Annotated in this window: 14 protein-coding genes and 1 tRNA gene; 3 read left to right on the top strand and 12 right to left on the bottom strand. The window is 68.1% G+C overall.

The window, feature by feature from the left end; translation table 11 throughout:
* Positions 1-71 precede the first annotated feature (71 nt).
* The 8 genes from rpoB to ACQEVG_RS23045 all read right to left on the bottom strand — a co-directional run bounded on the left by rpoB (position 72) and on the right by ACQEVG_RS23045 (position 8,477).
* Positions 72-3,557 (bottom strand): DNA-directed RNA polymerase subunit beta, encoded by a 3,486-nt coding sequence (gene rpoB, locus ACQEVG_RS23080; protein ID WP_432986981.1) that lies wholly within the window; start codon positions 3,555-3,557, stop codon positions 72-74.
* Positions 3,558-4,114: 557 nt separating this feature from the next.
* Positions 4,115-4,498 (bottom strand): 50S ribosomal protein L7/L12, encoded by a 384-nt coding sequence (rplL, locus tag ACQEVG_RS23075; RefSeq protein ID WP_432986978.1) that lies wholly within the window; start codon positions 4,496-4,498, stop codon positions 4,115-4,117.
* 109 nt (positions 4,499-4,607) lie between these two features.
* Complete coding sequence (gene rplJ / locus ACQEVG_RS23070) at positions 4,608-5,138, bottom strand: 50S ribosomal protein L10 (protein WP_326651935.1); 531 nt, start codon at positions 5,136-5,138, stop codon at positions 4,608-4,610.
* Positions 5,139-5,619: 481 nt separating this feature from the next.
* Positions 5,620-6,342, bottom strand: coding sequence for a 50S ribosomal protein L1 (rplA, locus tag ACQEVG_RS23065; protein WP_432986975.1), 723 nt, complete (start codon positions 6,340-6,342; stop codon positions 5,620-5,622).
* Positions 6,343-6,449: 107 nt separating this feature from the next.
* Positions 6,450-6,884, bottom strand: coding sequence for a 50S ribosomal protein L11 (gene rplK, locus ACQEVG_RS23060; RefSeq protein WP_307661693.1), 435 nt, complete (start codon positions 6,882-6,884; stop codon positions 6,450-6,452).
* 167 nt (positions 6,885-7,051) lie between these two features.
* The gene (nusG, locus tag ACQEVG_RS23055; RefSeq protein ID WP_432986972.1) at positions 7,052-7,933 is read right to left on the bottom strand and encodes a transcription termination/antitermination protein NusG; all 882 of its coding nucleotides are present in this window, start codon (positions 7,931-7,933) and stop codon (positions 7,052-7,054) included.
* A gap of 75 nt (positions 7,934-8,008) precedes the next feature.
* Positions 8,009-8,296 carry a preprotein translocase subunit SecE gene (gene secE, locus ACQEVG_RS23050; protein WP_404725567.1) on the bottom strand — a complete coding sequence of 96 codons (288 nt, stop codon included), beginning with the start codon at positions 8,294-8,296 and terminating at the stop codon, positions 8,009-8,011.
* Between the two features lie 108 nt (positions 8,297-8,404).
* Positions 8,405-8,477 (bottom strand) — tRNA-Trp (locus ACQEVG_RS23045).
* A 192-nt stretch (positions 8,478-8,669) separates the two neighbouring features.
* Here ACQEVG_RS23045 and ACQEVG_RS23040 point away from each other — a divergent pair.
* Together ACQEVG_RS23040 and ACQEVG_RS23035 are read left to right on the top strand one after the other, a co-directional pair.
* Entirely contained in the window at positions 8,670-9,896 is a 1,227-nt protein-coding gene (locus tag ACQEVG_RS23040) for a pyridoxal phosphate-dependent aminotransferase (protein ID WP_432986968.1), read from the top strand.
* Positions 9,897-10,052: 156 nt separating this feature from the next.
* Positions 10,053-11,072: an adenosine deaminase gene (locus tag ACQEVG_RS23035; protein ID WP_432986965.1), complete on the top strand. Its 1,020-nt coding sequence runs from the start codon at positions 10,053-10,055 to the stop codon at positions 11,070-11,072.
* Here ACQEVG_RS23035 and ACQEVG_RS23030 read toward each other — a convergent pair.
* Positions 11,069-11,662 (bottom strand): TetR/AcrR family transcriptional regulator, encoded by a 594-nt coding sequence (locus ACQEVG_RS23030; RefSeq protein WP_432986963.1) that lies wholly within the window; start codon positions 11,660-11,662, stop codon positions 11,069-11,071. The genes ACQEVG_RS23035 and ACQEVG_RS23030 overlap by 4 nt on opposite strands.
* A 95-nt stretch (positions 11,663-11,757) precedes the next feature.
* Here ACQEVG_RS23030 and ACQEVG_RS23025 point away from each other — a divergent pair, with 95 nt between their 5' ends.
* On the top strand, positions 11,758-12,390 hold the full coding sequence (locus tag ACQEVG_RS23025) for an NAD(P)-dependent oxidoreductase (RefSeq protein ID WP_432986960.1): 633 nt from the start codon (positions 11,758-11,760) through the stop codon (positions 12,388-12,390).
* Between the two features lie 8 nt (positions 12,391-12,398).
* Here the strand turns inward: ACQEVG_RS23025 and ACQEVG_RS23020 are convergent, their stop codons facing one another.
* The 3 genes from ACQEVG_RS23020 to ACQEVG_RS23010 all read right to left on the bottom strand — a co-directional run bounded on the left by ACQEVG_RS23020 (position 12,399) and on the right by ACQEVG_RS23010 (position 14,927).
* Complete coding sequence (locus ACQEVG_RS23020; RefSeq protein WP_432986958.1) at positions 12,399-13,241, bottom strand: hypothetical protein; 843 nt, start codon at positions 13,239-13,241, stop codon at positions 12,399-12,401.
* Entirely contained in the window at positions 13,238-13,762 is a 525-nt protein-coding gene (locus ACQEVG_RS23015; protein WP_432986956.1) for a SigE family RNA polymerase sigma factor, read from the bottom strand. The genes ACQEVG_RS23020 and ACQEVG_RS23015 overlap by 4 nt, the downstream gene beginning before the upstream one ends.
* A 109-nt stretch (positions 13,763-13,871) precedes the next feature.
* Positions 13,872-14,927, bottom strand: a complete 1,056-nt coding sequence (locus ACQEVG_RS23010) for a UDP-N-acetylmuramate dehydrogenase (protein ID WP_432986954.1) — start codon at positions 14,925-14,927, stop codon at positions 13,872-13,874.
* Positions 14,928-14,930 lie beyond the last annotated feature (3 nt).

Genomic DNA, 14,930 nt, shown 5'->3' with positions numbered 1-14,930 from the left:
GTGTCTCAATCATGGTCTGTACGGGTCCGGGGCAGGGCCGGGGCCTCACGAGGAGGTCCCGGCCAGACCCGTCAGACCTCTTCGACGCTGCTCGGCTCGCGCCGGGACAGGTCGATACCGAGCTCCTCCGCTGCGCGGAAGACGTCCTCGTCCGTGTCGCGCATCTCGATGGACATACCGTCCGAGGAGAGCACTTCCACGTTGAGGCAGAGCGACTGCATTTCCTTGATGAGCACCTTGAAGGACTCGGGAATGCCGGGCTCGGGGATGTTCTCGCCCTTGACGATGGCCTCGTAGACCTTCACGCGGCCGGTGACGTCGTCGGACTTGATGGTCAGCAGCTCCTGGAGGGCGTATGCGGCGCCGTATGCCTCCAGCGCCCACACCTCCATCTCACCGAATCGCTGGCCACCGAACTGAGCCTTACCACCCAGCGGCTGCTGGGTGATCATCGAGTACGGACCGGTCGAGCGGGCGTGCAGCTTGTCGTCGACCAGGTGGTGGAGCTTGAGGATGTACATGTACCCGACCGAGATCGGGTCCGGGAACGGCTCGCCGGAGCGGCCGTCGAACAGGTTGGCCTTGCCGGACGGCTGGACCAGCCGGTCACCGTCGCGGTTCGGGATCGTGGCCTCGAAGAGACCCGCGATCTCGTCCTCGCGCGCACCGTCGAAGACCGGCGTCGCGACGTTGGTGCCCGGGGCGACCTGGTCGGCGCCGATGGCCTGCAGGCGCTGGGCCCAGTCGTCGGCGAGACCGGAGACGTCCCAGCCGCGGCTGGCGAGCCAGCCGAGGTGGATCTCCAGGACCTGTCCCGGGTTCATTCGGGACGGGACACCCAGCGGGTTGAGGATGATGTCGACCGGGGTGCCGTCCTCCAGGAACGGCATGTCCTCGATCGGCAGGATCTTCGAGATGACGCCCTTGTTGCCGTGACGGCCGGCGAGCTTGTCACCGTCGGTGATCTTGCGCTTCTGCGCGACGTACACGCGAACCAGCTGGTTCACGCCCGGCGGCAGCTCGTCGCCCTCCTCGCGGTCGAAGACGCGTACGCCGATGACCTTGCCGGTCTCGCCGTGCGGCACCTTCAGCGAGGTGTCACGGACCTCACGCGCCTTCTCACCGAAGATCGCGCGGAGCAGACGCTCCTCCGGGGTCAGCTCGGTCTCACCCTTGGGCGTGACCTTGCCGACCAGGATGTCGCCGGCGACGACCTCGGCACCGATACGGATGATGCCGCGCTCGTCGAGGTCGGCGAGGACCTCCTCGGAGACGTTCGGGATGTCCCGGGTGATCTCCTCGGGGCCGAGCTTGGTGTCACGGGCGTCGACCTCGTGCTCCTCGATGTGGATCGAGGAGAGGACGTCGTCCTGCACGAGGCGCTGCGACAGGATGATCGCGTCCTCGTAGTTGTGACCCTCCCACGGCATGAACGCGACCAGCAGGTTCTTGCCGAGCGCCATCTCGCCCTGCTCGGTGGCCGGACCGTCGGCGAGGACCTGGCCCTCGACGACCCGGGCGCCCTCGTCCACGACGACCTTCTGGTTGACCGAGGTGCCCTGGTTCGACCGGGAGAACTTGGCGATGCGGTACGTGGTGTACGTGCCGTCGTCGTTGGCGACGGTGATGTAGTCCGCGGAGACCTCCTGGACAACACCTTCCTTCTCCGCCTTGATGACGTCACCGGCGTCGACCGCGCAGCGGTACTCCATGCCGGTGCCGACCAGCGGCGCCTCGGCCGTGATCAGCGGAACGGCCTGGCGCATCATGTTCGCGCCCATGAGGGCACGGTTGGCGTCGTCGTGCTCGAGGAACGGGATCATGGCGGTCGCGACCGACACCATCTGGCGCGGCGAGACGTCCATGTAGTCCACGTCGGAACCCGGGACGTAGTCGACCTCGCCGCCTCGGCGGCGGACCAGGACACGAGCCTCTGCGAAGCGCATGTCGTCGGTCAGCGCGGCGTTGGCCTGCGCGATGACGAACCGGTCTTCCTCGTCGGCGGTCAGGTAGTCGACCTCGTCGGTCACCTGGTCGTCGACGACCTTGCGGTACGGCGTCTCGACGAAGCCGAACGCGTTGACCCGGCCGTACGAGGCGAGCGAGCCGATCAGACCGATGTTCGGGCCTTCAGGGGTCTCGATCGGACACATGCGGCCGTAGTGCGACGGGTGCACGTCACGGACCTCGAAGCCGGCCCGCTCACGGGAGAGACCACCCGGGCCGAGCGCCGACAGACGGCGCTTGTGGGTGAGACCCGACAGCGGGTTGTTCTGGTCCATGAACTGCGACAGCTGGCTGGTGCCGAAGAACTCCTTGATGGAGGCGACGACCGGCCGGATGTTGATCAGGGTCTGGGGCGTGATCGCCTCGACGTCCTGGGTCGTCATGCGCTCACGCACGACGCGCTCCATACGAGCCAGACCCGTGCGGACCTGGTTCTGGATGAGCTCGCCGACGTTACGCAGACGACGGTTGCCGAAGTGGTCGATGTCGTCGGTCTCGACGACGATCTGGGTGCCGCTCTCGCCCACGGTCTCGGTCTCACCGGCGTGCAGCTTGACCAGGTACTTGATGGTCGCGATGACGTCGTCGGTGGTGAGCACGCCGGCGTCCAGCGGCTCGTCGGCGCCGAGCTTCTTGTTCACCTTGTAGCGGCCGACCTTGGCGAGGTCGTAGCGCTTCGGGTTGAAGTAGAGGTTCTCGAGCAGCGTCTGAGCGGCCTCACGCGTCGGCGGCTCGCCCGGACGGAGCTTGCGGTAGATGTCGAGCAGCGCGTCGTCCTGGCCCTGGGTGTGGTCCTTCTCCAGGGTGGCGCGCATGGACTCGTACTCGCCGAACTCCTCGAGGATCTGCTCGGTGGTCCAACCGAGAGCCTTGAGCAGGACGGTGACGGACTGCTTGCGCTTGCGGTCGATGCGGACACCGACCATGTCGCGCTTGTCGATCTCCATCTCCAGCCAGGCACCCCGGGACGGGATGATCTTGGCCGTGAAGATGTCCTTGTCGGACGTCTTGTCGATGTTGGAGTCGAAGTAGACACCCGGCGAGCGGACCAGCTGCGACACCACGACACGCTCGGTGCCGTTGATGACGAAGGTGCCCTTGTTGGTCATGAGCGGGAAGTCGCCCATGAAGACCGTCTGGGACTTGATCTCGCCGGTCTCGTTGTTGGTGAACTCGGCCGTGACGAAGAGCGGGGCAGCGTACGTGAAGTCGCGCTCCTTGCACTCGTCGATGGAGTTCTTCGGAGGCTCGAAGCGGTGGTCGCGGAAGGTCAGCGACATCGACCCGGAGAAGTCCTCGATCGGAGAGATCTCCTCGAAGATCTCCTCCAGACCGGACTTGGTGGGGACGTCCTGTCCGCTTTCGAGAGCCGCCTCGACACGAGCCTTCCATGCGGCATTGCCGAGCAGCCAGTCAAAGCTCTCGGTCTGCAGCGCGAGGAGGTTCGGAACCTCGAGGGGCTCCTTGATCTTTGCAAAGGAAATGCGCAGCGGGGCGGTGCTGGCGCCGTTGTTCGTATTCGAGGTCGAGGCGTTGCGCGAGGCGGCCAAGAGGGGGTCCTTCCGAGGGCTCGGACTCACTACGCGCGTACCGGTCCCACCATGGGCACGGAGACAGAAATCCCAGCTCAGGGAAGTTCAGTCAACGATGCTCATACGTGGGGATGCCCCTGGTGACGGGCAGGGGGCAGTTAACAGGCAGCGCAAAGGGTCAGTGTAGCCACTTGGCACACTGATGTCCAGTGCGGGTTTTCGAGACCCTCGTTGTCCTCAACTCCGCGTAACCCTCGCGCCGTGTGGCGCACCTCGATACTGCCCGTTCGGTCGTCGATCCATGCCTCGGATACGGATCGTTGTGCCGACGCGTCCTGAGAATTGCGCGCTGCGTGCGGTTCGTCAAGGCCCCCCAACCCAAACTGGCTGCTGAGATCGTCACTGACCAGGACTGACCAGGGTCTGGAGCGCACGGCGAAGATCACCATACTCGGCGCTTCCGGAAGAACAAGGGAGGCCGTCACAACGCCGAAGGGCGACCACCCGAATGGGTGATCGCCCTTCGCTGTGTCCCTGCGGCCCCTTGCGGAGCCACGAATCAGAGACTCAAAAGGTCACTTGACCTCGACGGAGGCGCCAGCGGCCTTGAGGGACTCGGCAGCCTTCTCAGCGGCCTCCTTGGCGACCTTCTCGAGGACCGGCTTCGGGGTGCCGTCGACGAGGTCCTTGGCCTCCTTCAGACCCAGGGAGGTCAGCTCACGCACGACCTTGATGACCTGGATCTTCTTCTCGCCGGCGCCGGTGAGGATGACGTCGAACTCGTCCTGCTCGGCCTCGGCCTCGACCGGGGCACCCGGGACGGCAACGCCGGCGGCGGCGACCGGGGCGGCGGCGGTGACGTCGAACTTCTCCTCGAAGGCCTTCACGAACTCGGAGAGCTCGATGAGGGTCATCTCCTCGAACTGCGCAAGCAGGTCGTCCTGGCTGAGCTTCGCCATGATGGCGGTCCTTCCACTAATTCGGCTGGTGCCGGATGTATATGTCGGCGGGCGTGCGGCCCGCTGCGACCAGCGCCGTCAGGCGACGCTGATCAATGCGCGAGCCGAATTACTCGGCACCGCCCTGCTCGGCCTTCTTGGCACGAAGCGCCTCCGCGGTGCGGACGAACTTCGAGGGAAGCGCCTGGAAGAGCGCGGCAGCCTGGGACTGCTTGCCCTTCATGGCGCCCGCCAGCTTGGCGAGCAGAACCTCGCGGGACTCGAGGTCCGCAAGCTTCTTGATCTCATCGGCGGACAGCGCCTTGCCATCAAGGACACCGCCCTTGATGATCAGGTTGGGGTTGTCCTTGGCGAAGTCACGAAGACCCTTCGCCGACTCCACCGGGTCACCGGTGACGAAGGCAACCGCCGTCGGACCGTTGAACAGGTCGTCGAGCGTGTTGATCCCGGCCTCGTTGGCCGCAATCTTGGTCAGCGTGTTCTTCACCACGGCGTACTGGGCGTTCTCACCGAGCGAACGGCGCAGCTGCTTGAGCTGGGCCACGGTGAGACCCCGGTACTCGGTCAGCACGGCGGCGTTCGAGCTGCGGAACTGGTCCGCGAGCTCGGCTACCGCGGCAGCCTTGTCGGGCCTTGCCATAGAGCGTCGGCCTCCTTCCGGGTGATGAGGACCGCTCAGAAGGGGCTGGACAAAACGAAACGCCCCGGCGCAGGCGCACGGGGCGTAGCTCAACCGGAGGGAACCCGGGAACTTTCCACAGTCACCTGCGCAGGACGTCCGCAGCTAGCGGATCCTTCGGCCGCCGCACCCTCTTGCGAGAGCACGGCAACGACCAGCGGTCTTTGGCTTCTGTGGAAGAGTACGGGACCGGATCCCACTCAGGCAAATCGGGCCTCACGCAGCCGGCTGCCGGCCCCGTCGGCCGGCTTCACGGCGCCCGCCGGGGCGCCGCCCACGTGCTTCGGCTCCCCGGCGCCGGTGCTGCCGCCCCCAGGGCCGCCGGCGGTCGCGCCGGAGCCACGGGGGCCTGCTTCCTGACGGGCAAAAGAACCGGCCCCCGCGCCTCGTACGAGGTGCGGGGGCCGGCTTCAGTACGCGAGACCCGCGACTGCCGTCAGATTCAGACGGCGGCCGGGTCCTCCTCGACGAGGAGGTTGCGGGTGCGGTTGGAGTCCAGCGGGATGCCGGGGCCCATCGTGGTGGTCAGGACCGCCTTCTTGATGTAGCGGCCCTTCGCGGCGGACGGCTTCAGACGGAGGATCTCCTCCAGCGCCGTGGCGTAGTTCTCGACCAGCTTCGTCTCGTCGAAGGAAACCTTGCCGATGATGAAGTGCAGGTTCGAGTGCTTGTCGACACGGAACTCGATCTTGCCGCCCTTGATGTCGTTCACAGCCTTGGTGACATCGGGGGTGACGGTGCCGGTCTTCGGGTTCGGCATGAGACCACGCGGACCGAGCACGCGGCCGAGGCGGCCGACCTTGCCCATGAGGTCCGGGGTGGCGACGACGGCGTCGAAGTCCAGACGGCCCTTCGCAACCTCGTCGATGAGCTCGTCGGCGCCGACGATGTCGGCGCCCGCGGCACGTGCGGCCTCGGCACGGTCACCGGTCGCGAAGACCAGGACCCGGGCGGTCTTACCGGTGCCGTGCGGGAGGTTCACGGTGCCACGGACCATCTGGTCGGCCTTGCGCGGGTCAACGCCCAGACGGAAGGCGACCTCGACGGTGCCGTCGAACTTGGTGCTGGCGGTGTCCTTCGCAAGACGGACGGCCTCGAGCGGGGCGTAGTTGCGCTCCCGGTCGATCTTGGCGTCCGCGTTGCGGAGAGCCTTGCTGCGCTTCACTTCTTCTCCTGGTGGTTCAGGTATGGAGTCGTGGTGCGGACCAGCGCGTGGTCCTGCCACTGAGGTCTACGGCGCCATATGTGCTGCCGGCGCCGAGTGGGGGCTGATCAGCCCTCGACCGTGATGCCCATCGAACGGGCGGTGCCGGCGATGATCTTCGACGCGGCGTCCAGGTCGTTGGCGTTCAGGTCGGGCATCTTGACCGTGGCGATCTCACGGACCTGGGCGCCGGTGAGCTTGGCAACCTTGGTCTTGTGCGGCTCGCCGGAGCCCTTGTCCACACCCGCGGCCTTGAGGATCAGCTTGGCGGCCGGCGGAGTCTTGGTGATGAAGGTGAAGGAACGGTCCTCGTAGACCGTGATCTCCACCGGCACGACCATGCCACGCTGCGACTCGGTCGCGGCGTTGTAGGCCTTGCAGAACTCCATGATGTTGACGCCGTGCTGACCCAGCGCGGGGCCGACCGGCGGTGCCGGGTTGGCCGCGCCGGCCTGGATCTGGAGCTTGATAAGCCCCGTGACCTTCTTCTTCTTGGGAGGCATTGCTCTCTCCGGGTCCTAGTGAGAGTTTTCAGCGCTCCACCCGATCATCCGGATGGAGGCATACCGCACAACGATAACGGGTATAGCTGCGCGGCCAAAAACCGAGCAGGTCAGAGCGGCTGCGAGAGCCGTTCTGACCTGGTCGGAGGCATATGTTCCAGAGGGTGTCAGTTCTTCTGGATCTGGTCGAAGCTCAGCTCGACCGGGGTCTCGCGGCCGAAGATCTCGACGAGGCCCTTGACCTTCTTCGAGTCGGCGTTGATCTCGTTGATCGTGGCCTGCAGCGTCGCGAACGGGCCGTCGGTGACGGTGACCGAGTCGCCGACCTCGAAGTCCAGCACCTGGACCTCGACCTTGCGGGCCGGAGCCGGCTTGCCCTCGGCCTCTGCGGCCTCGCGGGCGGCCTTCTCCTCGGCCTCCGGGGCGAGCATCTTGACGATCTCGTCCAGGGTCAGCGGGTACGGGTCGTAGGCATTGCCCACGAAGCCGGTGACGCCGGGGGTGTTGCGGACGACGCCCCAGGACTCGTTCGTCAGGTCCATACGGACGAGCACATAGCCGGGGAGCTTGTTCTGGCGGACGTTCTTGCGCTCGCCGTTCTTGATCTGGACGATCTCTTCCTCGGGCACTTCGGCCTGGTAGATGAAGTCCTCGACGTTCAGCGAGACGGCGCGCTGCTCAAGGTTGGCCTTCACGCGCTTCTCGTACCCGGCGTAGGTGTGGATGACGTACCACTCGCCGGGCAGACCGCGGAGCTCCTCGCGCAGGGCCGCGACCGGGTCGACCGGGGCCTCGGGCTCGGTCGGCTCGCCCTCTTCGAGCTCTGCGGCGGCGGCCACGTCGGCCTCCTCCTCAGCGAGCTCGTCCTCATCGACCTCGGCCGCCTCGCCCTCGACGTGCGTCGCGGCCGCCTCGGCCGGGGTACCCGCGCTGGCGTCGGCGGCCTCGGCCTCGTCAGGCTCCACAGCGTCCGCCGCCTCAACGATGTCGAGCTCGTCCTCTACGGACTCGACCGACTCGCCGGCGTCGTTCAGGTTCGGGTCAGACACGGTGGCTGCTTCTTCCTGGATACAGATGGGGTGGAACATGCGAAAGGGGCGCCGCTGCCGGCGCCCTCCGCGGGATCAGCCGAAGACGTACTTGACGGCTTCCTGGAACCCATAGTCAATCACGGTCACCAGACCAATCATGACGACTACGAAGACAATCACCACTGTGGTGTACGTGGTCAGCTGGCTGCGAGTGGGCCAGACGACCTTGCGCAGCTCGGCGATGATCTGTCGGTAGAAGAGCGCGAGACGGCCCAGGGGGCCCTTCTTTCCGCGCTTGCCGCCCTTGCGGGACTTCTTCTTCGACTCCGGCGCCTCGTCCTCGGCATCAGGCATGTCGATGGAGCCCACGGCGTCCGTCACGATCTTTCACCTGGTTCCGGGTCGTGGCCGTGCCGCACCCGGTGGAGCCGCACGGCGGTTCATTGAATGTACGTACATGCGCACACAACCTGGCGGAGGTGTGTGTAGCAGGGCCGGAGGGACTTGAACCCCCAACCGCTGGTTTTGGAGACCAGTGCTCTACCAATTGAGCTACGACCCTTTGTGGTTTCCCCAACCTACCCCATCCCACGATGTGGTTGGTGAGGGCCAACGACGAGTGAGTGTACGTGGTCATGGGCGCGGCGTCGAACAGATAGCTCCCGAGCGCTTCCGGTCCGCTACCCGAAAGCTTCCGGTCCGCTAGTCGAAACAGGTGTGCCGTGCGCGATTGCCGTCTGGGACGATGGGCCGCATGAGCGCTGCAACCCCTCCCACCGAGCGCCGGGTCTCCGCCCGCATCGGCGCGATCTCCGAGTCCGCGACCCTCGCCGTAGACGCCAAGGCCAAGGCCCTCAAGGCCGCCGGGCGCCCGGTGATCGGCTTCGGCGCCGGTGAGCCCGACTTCCCGACGCCCGGCTACATCGTCGAATCCGCCATCGAGGCCTGCAAGAACCCCAAGTACCACCGGTACACCCCGGCCGGCGGGCTCCCCGAGCTCAAGGCCGCCATCGCCGCGAAGACGCTCCGCGACTCCGGCTATGAGGTCGAGGCATCCCAGATCCTCGTCACCAACGGCGGCAAGCAGGCGATCTACGAAGCCTTCGCGGCCATCCTCGACCCGGGCGACGAGGTCATCGTCCCGGCGCCGTACTGGACCACCTACCCCGAGTCGATCCGGCTCGCGGGCGGTGTCCCGGTCGACGTCGTCGCCGACGAGACCACCGGCTACCGGGTCTCCGTCGAGCAGCTGGAGGCGGCGCGCACGGAGCGTACGAAGGTTGTGCTGTTCGTCTCGCCGTCCAACCCGACGGGCGCGGTCTACAGCCGGGCCGACGCCGAGGCGATCGGCCGCTGGGCCCACGAGCACGGCCTGTGGGTGCTGACGGACGAGATCTACGAGCACCTGGTGTACGGCGACGCCACGTTCACCTCGCTGCCGACGCTCGTGCCCGAGCTGCGCGACAAGTGCATCGTGGTCAACGGTGTGGCCAAGACCTATGCGATGACCGGCTGGCGCGTGGGGTGGATCGTCGGCCCGAAGGACGTGGTGAAGGCCGCGACCAACCTGCAGTCGCACGCCACGTCGAACGTCTCCAACGTGGCGCAGGTCGCGGCACTGGCCGCCGTCTCCGGTTCGCTGGACGCGGTCGCCGAGATGCGGACCGCCTTCGACCGCCGTCGGCAGACGATCGTGCGGATGCTCAACGAGATCGACGGCGTGCTCTGCCCCGAGCCGGAGGGCGCCTTCTACGCGTACCCCTCGGTGAAGGCACTGCTCGGCAAGGAGATCCGCGGCAAGCGCCCGCAGACCTCGGTGGAGCTGGCGGCGCTGATCCTGGACGAGGCCGAGGTGGCGGTCGTACCGGGCGAGGCATTCGGTACGCCGGGCTATCTGCGGCTGTCGTACGCGCTGGGCGACGAGGATCTGGTCGAGGGTGTGTCGCGGCTGCAGAAGCTGCTGGCCGAAGCGCGCGACTGACGTCCTGCCAACGACGGCCCGGCGAGGGTGCGGTCCGTCGGCAACGAAAGACCACCGGCTCACACGAGTCGGTGGCCTTTCCTTTCTTCGTTCGAGCAAGAACCCGATCGGGGAAAGGGGCTGCCACGCGGCGGGCGGGTGCGGCAAGATCCTGCAATGGAGCGTGTACGAGATCTCAGCCTGCTGCCGAAGGCCCATCTGCATCTGCACTTCACCGGCTCGATGCGGCCCACCACTCTGCTGGAGCTCGCCGACAAGTACGGCGTCCATCTGCCCGATGCGCTGACCAGCGGGGAGCCCCCCAAGCTGCGGGCCACCGACGAGCGCGGCTGGTTCCGCTTCCAGCGGCTGTACGACATGGCGCGTTCCTGCCTGCGCGAGCCCGAGGACATCCGGCGGCTGGTGCGCGAGGCCGCCGAGGAAGACATCAGGGACGGCTCGGGCTGGCTGGAGATCCAGGTCGACCCGACCTCGTACGCACCGCGGCTCGGCGGGCTGATCCCGGCCCTGGAGATCATTCTGGACGCGGTGGAGACCGCGGCGCGGGACACCGGACTCGGGATGCGGGTGGTGGTCGCCGCGAACCGGATGAAGCATCCCCTGGACGCCCGCACACTGGCGCGGCTCGCGGTGCGGTACGCGGAACGCGGCGTCGTCGGCTTCGGCCTCTCCAACGACGAACGCCGGGGCATGGCACGGGACTTCGACCGCGCCTTCGCGATCGCCCGGGACGGCGGGCTGCTCGCGGCACCGCACGGCGGCGAGCTGACGGGCCCCGCGTCGGTACGGGACTGCCTGGACGATCTGCACGCCTCGCGCATCGGCCACGGGGTGCGGGCAGCGGAGGACCCCCGGCTGCTGCGGAAGCTCGCCGAGCGCGGGGTGACCTGCGAGGTGTGCCCCGCCTCGAATGTGGCGCTGGGCGTGTACGAGAAGCCCGAGGACGTACCGCTGCGGACGCTGTACGACGCGGGGGTGCCGATGGCACTGGGGGCTGACGACCCGCTGCTCTTCGGCTCCCGGCTGGCCGCTCAGTACGAACTGGCGCGCAGGCATCACGGCTTCACGGACGAGGAACTGGCGGAGCTGGCCAGGCAGTCGGTGCGGGGGTCGGCGGCGCCGGACGAGGTGAAGGCAAAGCTGGAGGCCGGCATCGACGACTGGCTGACCGGCTAGCCGATTCCGCGCAGGAGGGTGCGGGCGAGTCCGGCGGCGAACTCCTCGACGGACTGCGGCGGCTTCCCGTCCTCGGTCATGTCGTACGCGAAGGCGCGCTGGGCACAGGCGCCGAGGAGGAGGGACGCCGCGGCGTAGGTGTCGGCCTCGGGGCTGATGCGGCCGGCTGCCTGCTCGGCGCGGAGGTAGGCGTCGAGGCCCCGGATGGGCATGTGCGGGCCCCTGCCCATCTCGCGCATGGCCGCGTCGTGGCGCTGCTTGAGCGTGGGCTCGGCGTAGAGCGAAGCGGCGATCGGGAAGCTCTGGGCGTAGAAGAGGGCGGCCTCGCGGGCGATCTCGGTCAGGTTCTCCTCGACGCTCCGCTCCCCCGGCTCTTCGGCCAGTCGGCTCAGCAGCGGGTTGAGCCCCGGCAGCCGCTCCTTGAGCACGGTCACGAACAGGTCTTCCTTGCTCGCGAAGTACTTGTAGAGCGCTGCCTCGGAGCAGCCGGCCGCCTTGGCGATCTCCTTGGTGGTGGCGCGGGCGAGGCCGATGGTGAGCATGAGCTCATGGGCGGCGTCGAGGATGCGGACGCGGGCCGGTTTCTGCATGGATCCTCCGCCGGGAGACCTGGACTTGACGGGTGGGTGAGTATTTACCCACTCTAGAGGTGAGTGAACACTTACCCACCATGGAGGTGCGGGCAATGAGGCTCACGGTTTTCGGTGCGACCGGAGGCATCGGACAGGAGATAGTGCGGCAGGCGCTGGCGTCGGGACACGAGGTGACGGCGGTGGTGCGCGATCCCTCACGGTTCCCGATCACAGGCCCTGACCTGCAGGTGTTCAAGGCGGACCTGAAGGAGGGCGAGTCGTTGCGGGCGGCCGTCGCCGGGCGCGACGCGGTGCTCTCGGCTCTGGGGGCACGGCGCCGCGCCGACGCCGGGATCGCGGCGAAACTGACGCGCTCGGTGCTGTGGGCGATGGAGGCGGAGCAGACCCGCCGGCTGCTGGTGGTCAGCGCGGGCCCGCTCGGTCCGACCCCGGAGCGAACGCCGCTGCTCGACCGCACGATGCTGGCGGTGATCAACATGCTGCTGCAGGACGTGTACGCCGATCTGCGGGCCATGGAGGAGGAGCTGGTCAGCAGTGCGACGGACTGGACGTCGGTGCGCCCGCCGCGGCTGCTGAACAAGCCGGTGACGGGCGCGTACCGGACGGTCGTCGGGGGCAATCCGCGCAGCGGGCGGACGATCGGGCGCGCGGATGTGGCGCACGCGATGCTGGCGATGGTGGACGACCCGGCGACGGTCAAGCAGGGGGTCGGGGTGGCGTACTAGGGCCCCGGTCAGGCGCACATGGGCGGCTTCTCGCCGGGTTCGGCGGGCCGGAATTCGATCGGAGCGCCACCGGCGTACTCGAATCGGAGCGTGTCCCCGGACATCTTCGCGAAGCCGCTCACGATCGTGAACCGTCCGCTCCCGTCCATGCCGGTCTCCTTCGTGTAGTCACGCACGGTCGTCCACAGACGGCTGTCGAACGTGGCGTAGCGGAGGCCGCAGTGGACGTAGAGGCCGTATGGATACCAGGCCCCCTCCTGCGCCTTCGCAGGCGCGAGTTCCAGGACCGGCGGCTTGGCCGGGTTCGGTGCCGGGTTGATGGGGCAGTTCCCGCCGCCCGTAGCCGTGCGGAACGCGATGGGGCCTCGCTCGGATCCTGGCGGGAACTCGAAGCGGGCGGTGTCCTTCGACGTCAGGGTCATGTAGCCGGACACGTGGTCGGTGGCCCACCGTGCCTTGGTGTTCGGTTCCGTGGTGCTGACCCAGTTGCTGCCGCCAAAGGTGGCGAAGCGCAGATCACAGCTGGTGACCAGGTCGTAGGGGTAATTGACCCCGATCTTCGGGTCGGGCGGCCCAAGTTGCAGGGACCGCTCCGGGGCGGGTGTCACCCTGGACGCGAGCGGGTCCGGGGTACGTGGCGCGTGGTCCGTCAGCCGCAGGCCGAGGCCAACTCCCCCTGCCACCAGGACCGTCGCGCAGCAGACCGCCGCGGCGCGGCGCATGTGGCGGGTCCGGCGGCCCCGGGTCACCAGGTCGTCGACCGCGGGCGCCCCCGCGGAGCCGTCCGCGTCGGCCAGCTCATGCAGGCCCCGCCTCAGCAGGTCCTCGTCCGAGTGAGTCGTGTCGCTCATCGCGTGCCCCTTCCCGCGTAACCGGCCAGCGCCCCCGTCGCGCGCAGCCGCTCCAAGGCCCTGTTGGTACGGCTCTTGACCGTCCCGGGCGAACAGCCGAGCAGTTCGGCCGTCTGTTCCACCGACAGGTCCTCGTAGAAGCGGAGCACCACCACGGCGCGCTGGGCACGGGGCAGGGCGGCGAGCGCGCGGCCCAGTTCGAGCCGTGCCTCCGCGCTGCCCGCCATGTCGTGACCGTCCGGAGCACTGTCCTTCTCCGGGCGGACGACTTCCGTGTGCCAGCGGCGCCTGCGCCAGGTCGCGTAGAGATTGACGACCACCTTGCGCGCGTACGCCTGGGGTGAGTCCCAGCCCGCCGAGCGGCCCCAGTGCAGATAGACGCGCACCAGTGCGGCCTGCACCAGGTCCTCCGCGGTGTGCGGATCGCCGGTCAGCAGACGGGCGGTCCGCAGCAGCGACGTGTGCGCCGCCGTCACGAAATCCGCGAACTCCAGGTCGCGTGCCGAACCGCCGTCGCCCACAGGCGCTCCCCCCGAGCAGTGTGGTCCTGAAGGACCCTGTCACCCACTCGACAACATGGCAGGCCCGGGGGGTTCCATCGGTTGTGCAGGCGTTCTTTACAGGCGGTCTTTACAGGCTGACGCCGACCGTCACGGGCTCATTGACCAGCGTGACGCCGAAGGCCTCGCGCACGCCCGCCACGACCTCGCGGGCCAGCGCCAGCAGATCCTCGGTGCTGGCTTCGCCGCGGTTGGTGAGGGCGAGGGTGTGCTTGGTGGAGATACGGGCCGGGCCGGAGCCGTACCCCTTGGTGAAGCCGGCCCTGTCGATCAGCCAGGCCGCCGAGGTCTTGGTGTGACCGTCCCCCGCCGGGAAGGCGGGCGGCACGACGTCCGGGCCGAGGCGGTCATGGACCCGGGCCAGGAATGCCTCGTACGCCGCCTGGTCGAGGATCGGATTGGTGAAGAACGAGCCCGCCGACCAGGTGTCGTGGTCCTCGGGGTCCAGCACCATGCCCTTGCCGGCGCGCAGCTTCAGGACGCTCTCGCGGGCGGCCGCGGCCGGGACGCGCTCGCCCGCCTCGACGCCGAGGGCCCGCGCGGTCTCGGCGTACTTGAGGGGTGCCGAGAGGCCGTCCGCGTCCTCCAGCTCGAAGCGGACGCGCAGGACGACATAGCGCTCCGGGTCCTGCTTGAAGCGGCTGTGGCGGTACGAGAAGGCGCACTCGGCATTCGGGACGGTGACCGTCTCGCCGGTGCGGCGGTCGTAGGCGACGACCTCGGTGATGGTGCTGGAGACTTCCTGGCCGTACGCGCCGACGTTCTGGATCGGGGTGGCACCGGCCGAGCCGGGGATGCCGGCCAGGCACTCGATGCCCGCGAGGCCCGCCTCCACGGTGCGGGCGACGGCGTCCGTCCAGACCTCGCCGGCCGCCAGCTCCAGCCGCGTGCCGTCGAGTTCGAAGCCCTTCGTCGCGATGCGGAGGGCGGTGCCTTCGAAGCCCTTGTCGCCGACGACCAGATTGCTGCCACCGCCGATGATCAGCAGCGGGGTGCCGGCGGCGTCCGCCGCGCGTACGACGGCGACCACCTCGTCGTCGGTGGTCGCCGTGACGAGTCGGGTCGCGGGGCCGCCGAGCCGGAAGGTGGTCAGGGGGGCGAGGGGGACGTCGTGGAGTTCCTGCACGGG

It is taken from the genome of Streptomyces sp. CA-135486 (genome assembly GCF_050936555.1).
Taxonomy (GTDB): domain Bacteria; phylum Actinomycetota; class Actinomycetes; order Streptomycetales; family Streptomycetaceae; genus Streptomyces.
This window is presented reverse-complemented; position numbering and strand designations above follow the sequence as displayed.

Excerpts from the sequence above, each read along its gene's own strand:
- rplL (WP_432986978.1), bottom strand. The coding sequence starts at position 4,498 with ATGGCGAAGCTCAGCCAGGACGACCTGCTTGCGCAGTTCGAGGAGATG.
- rplJ (WP_326651935.1), bottom strand. The coding sequence starts at position 5,138 with ATGGCAAGGCCCGACAAGGCTGCCGCGGTAGCCGAGCTCGCGGACCAG.
- rplK (WP_307661693.1), bottom strand. The coding sequence starts at position 6,884 with ATGCCTCCCAAGAAGAAGAAGGTCACGGGGCTTATCAAGCTCCAGATC.
- ACQEVG_RS23040 (WP_432986968.1), top strand. The coding sequence starts at position 8,670 with ATGAGCGCTGCAACCCCTCCCACCGAGCGCCGGGTCTCCGCCCGCATC.
- ACQEVG_RS23035 (WP_432986965.1), top strand. The coding sequence starts at position 10,053 with ATGGAGCGTGTACGAGATCTCAGCCTGCTGCCGAAGGCCCATCTGCAT.
- ACQEVG_RS23030 (WP_432986963.1), bottom strand. The coding sequence starts at position 11,662 with ATGCAGAAACCGGCCCGCGTCCGCATCCTCGACGCCGCCCATGAGCTC.
- ACQEVG_RS23025 (WP_432986960.1), top strand. The coding sequence starts at position 11,758 with ATGAGGCTCACGGTTTTCGGTGCGACCGGAGGCATCGGACAGGAGATA.
- ACQEVG_RS23020 (WP_432986958.1), bottom strand. The coding sequence starts at position 13,241 with ATGAGCGACACGACTCACTCGGACGAGGACCTGCTGAGGCGGGGCCTG.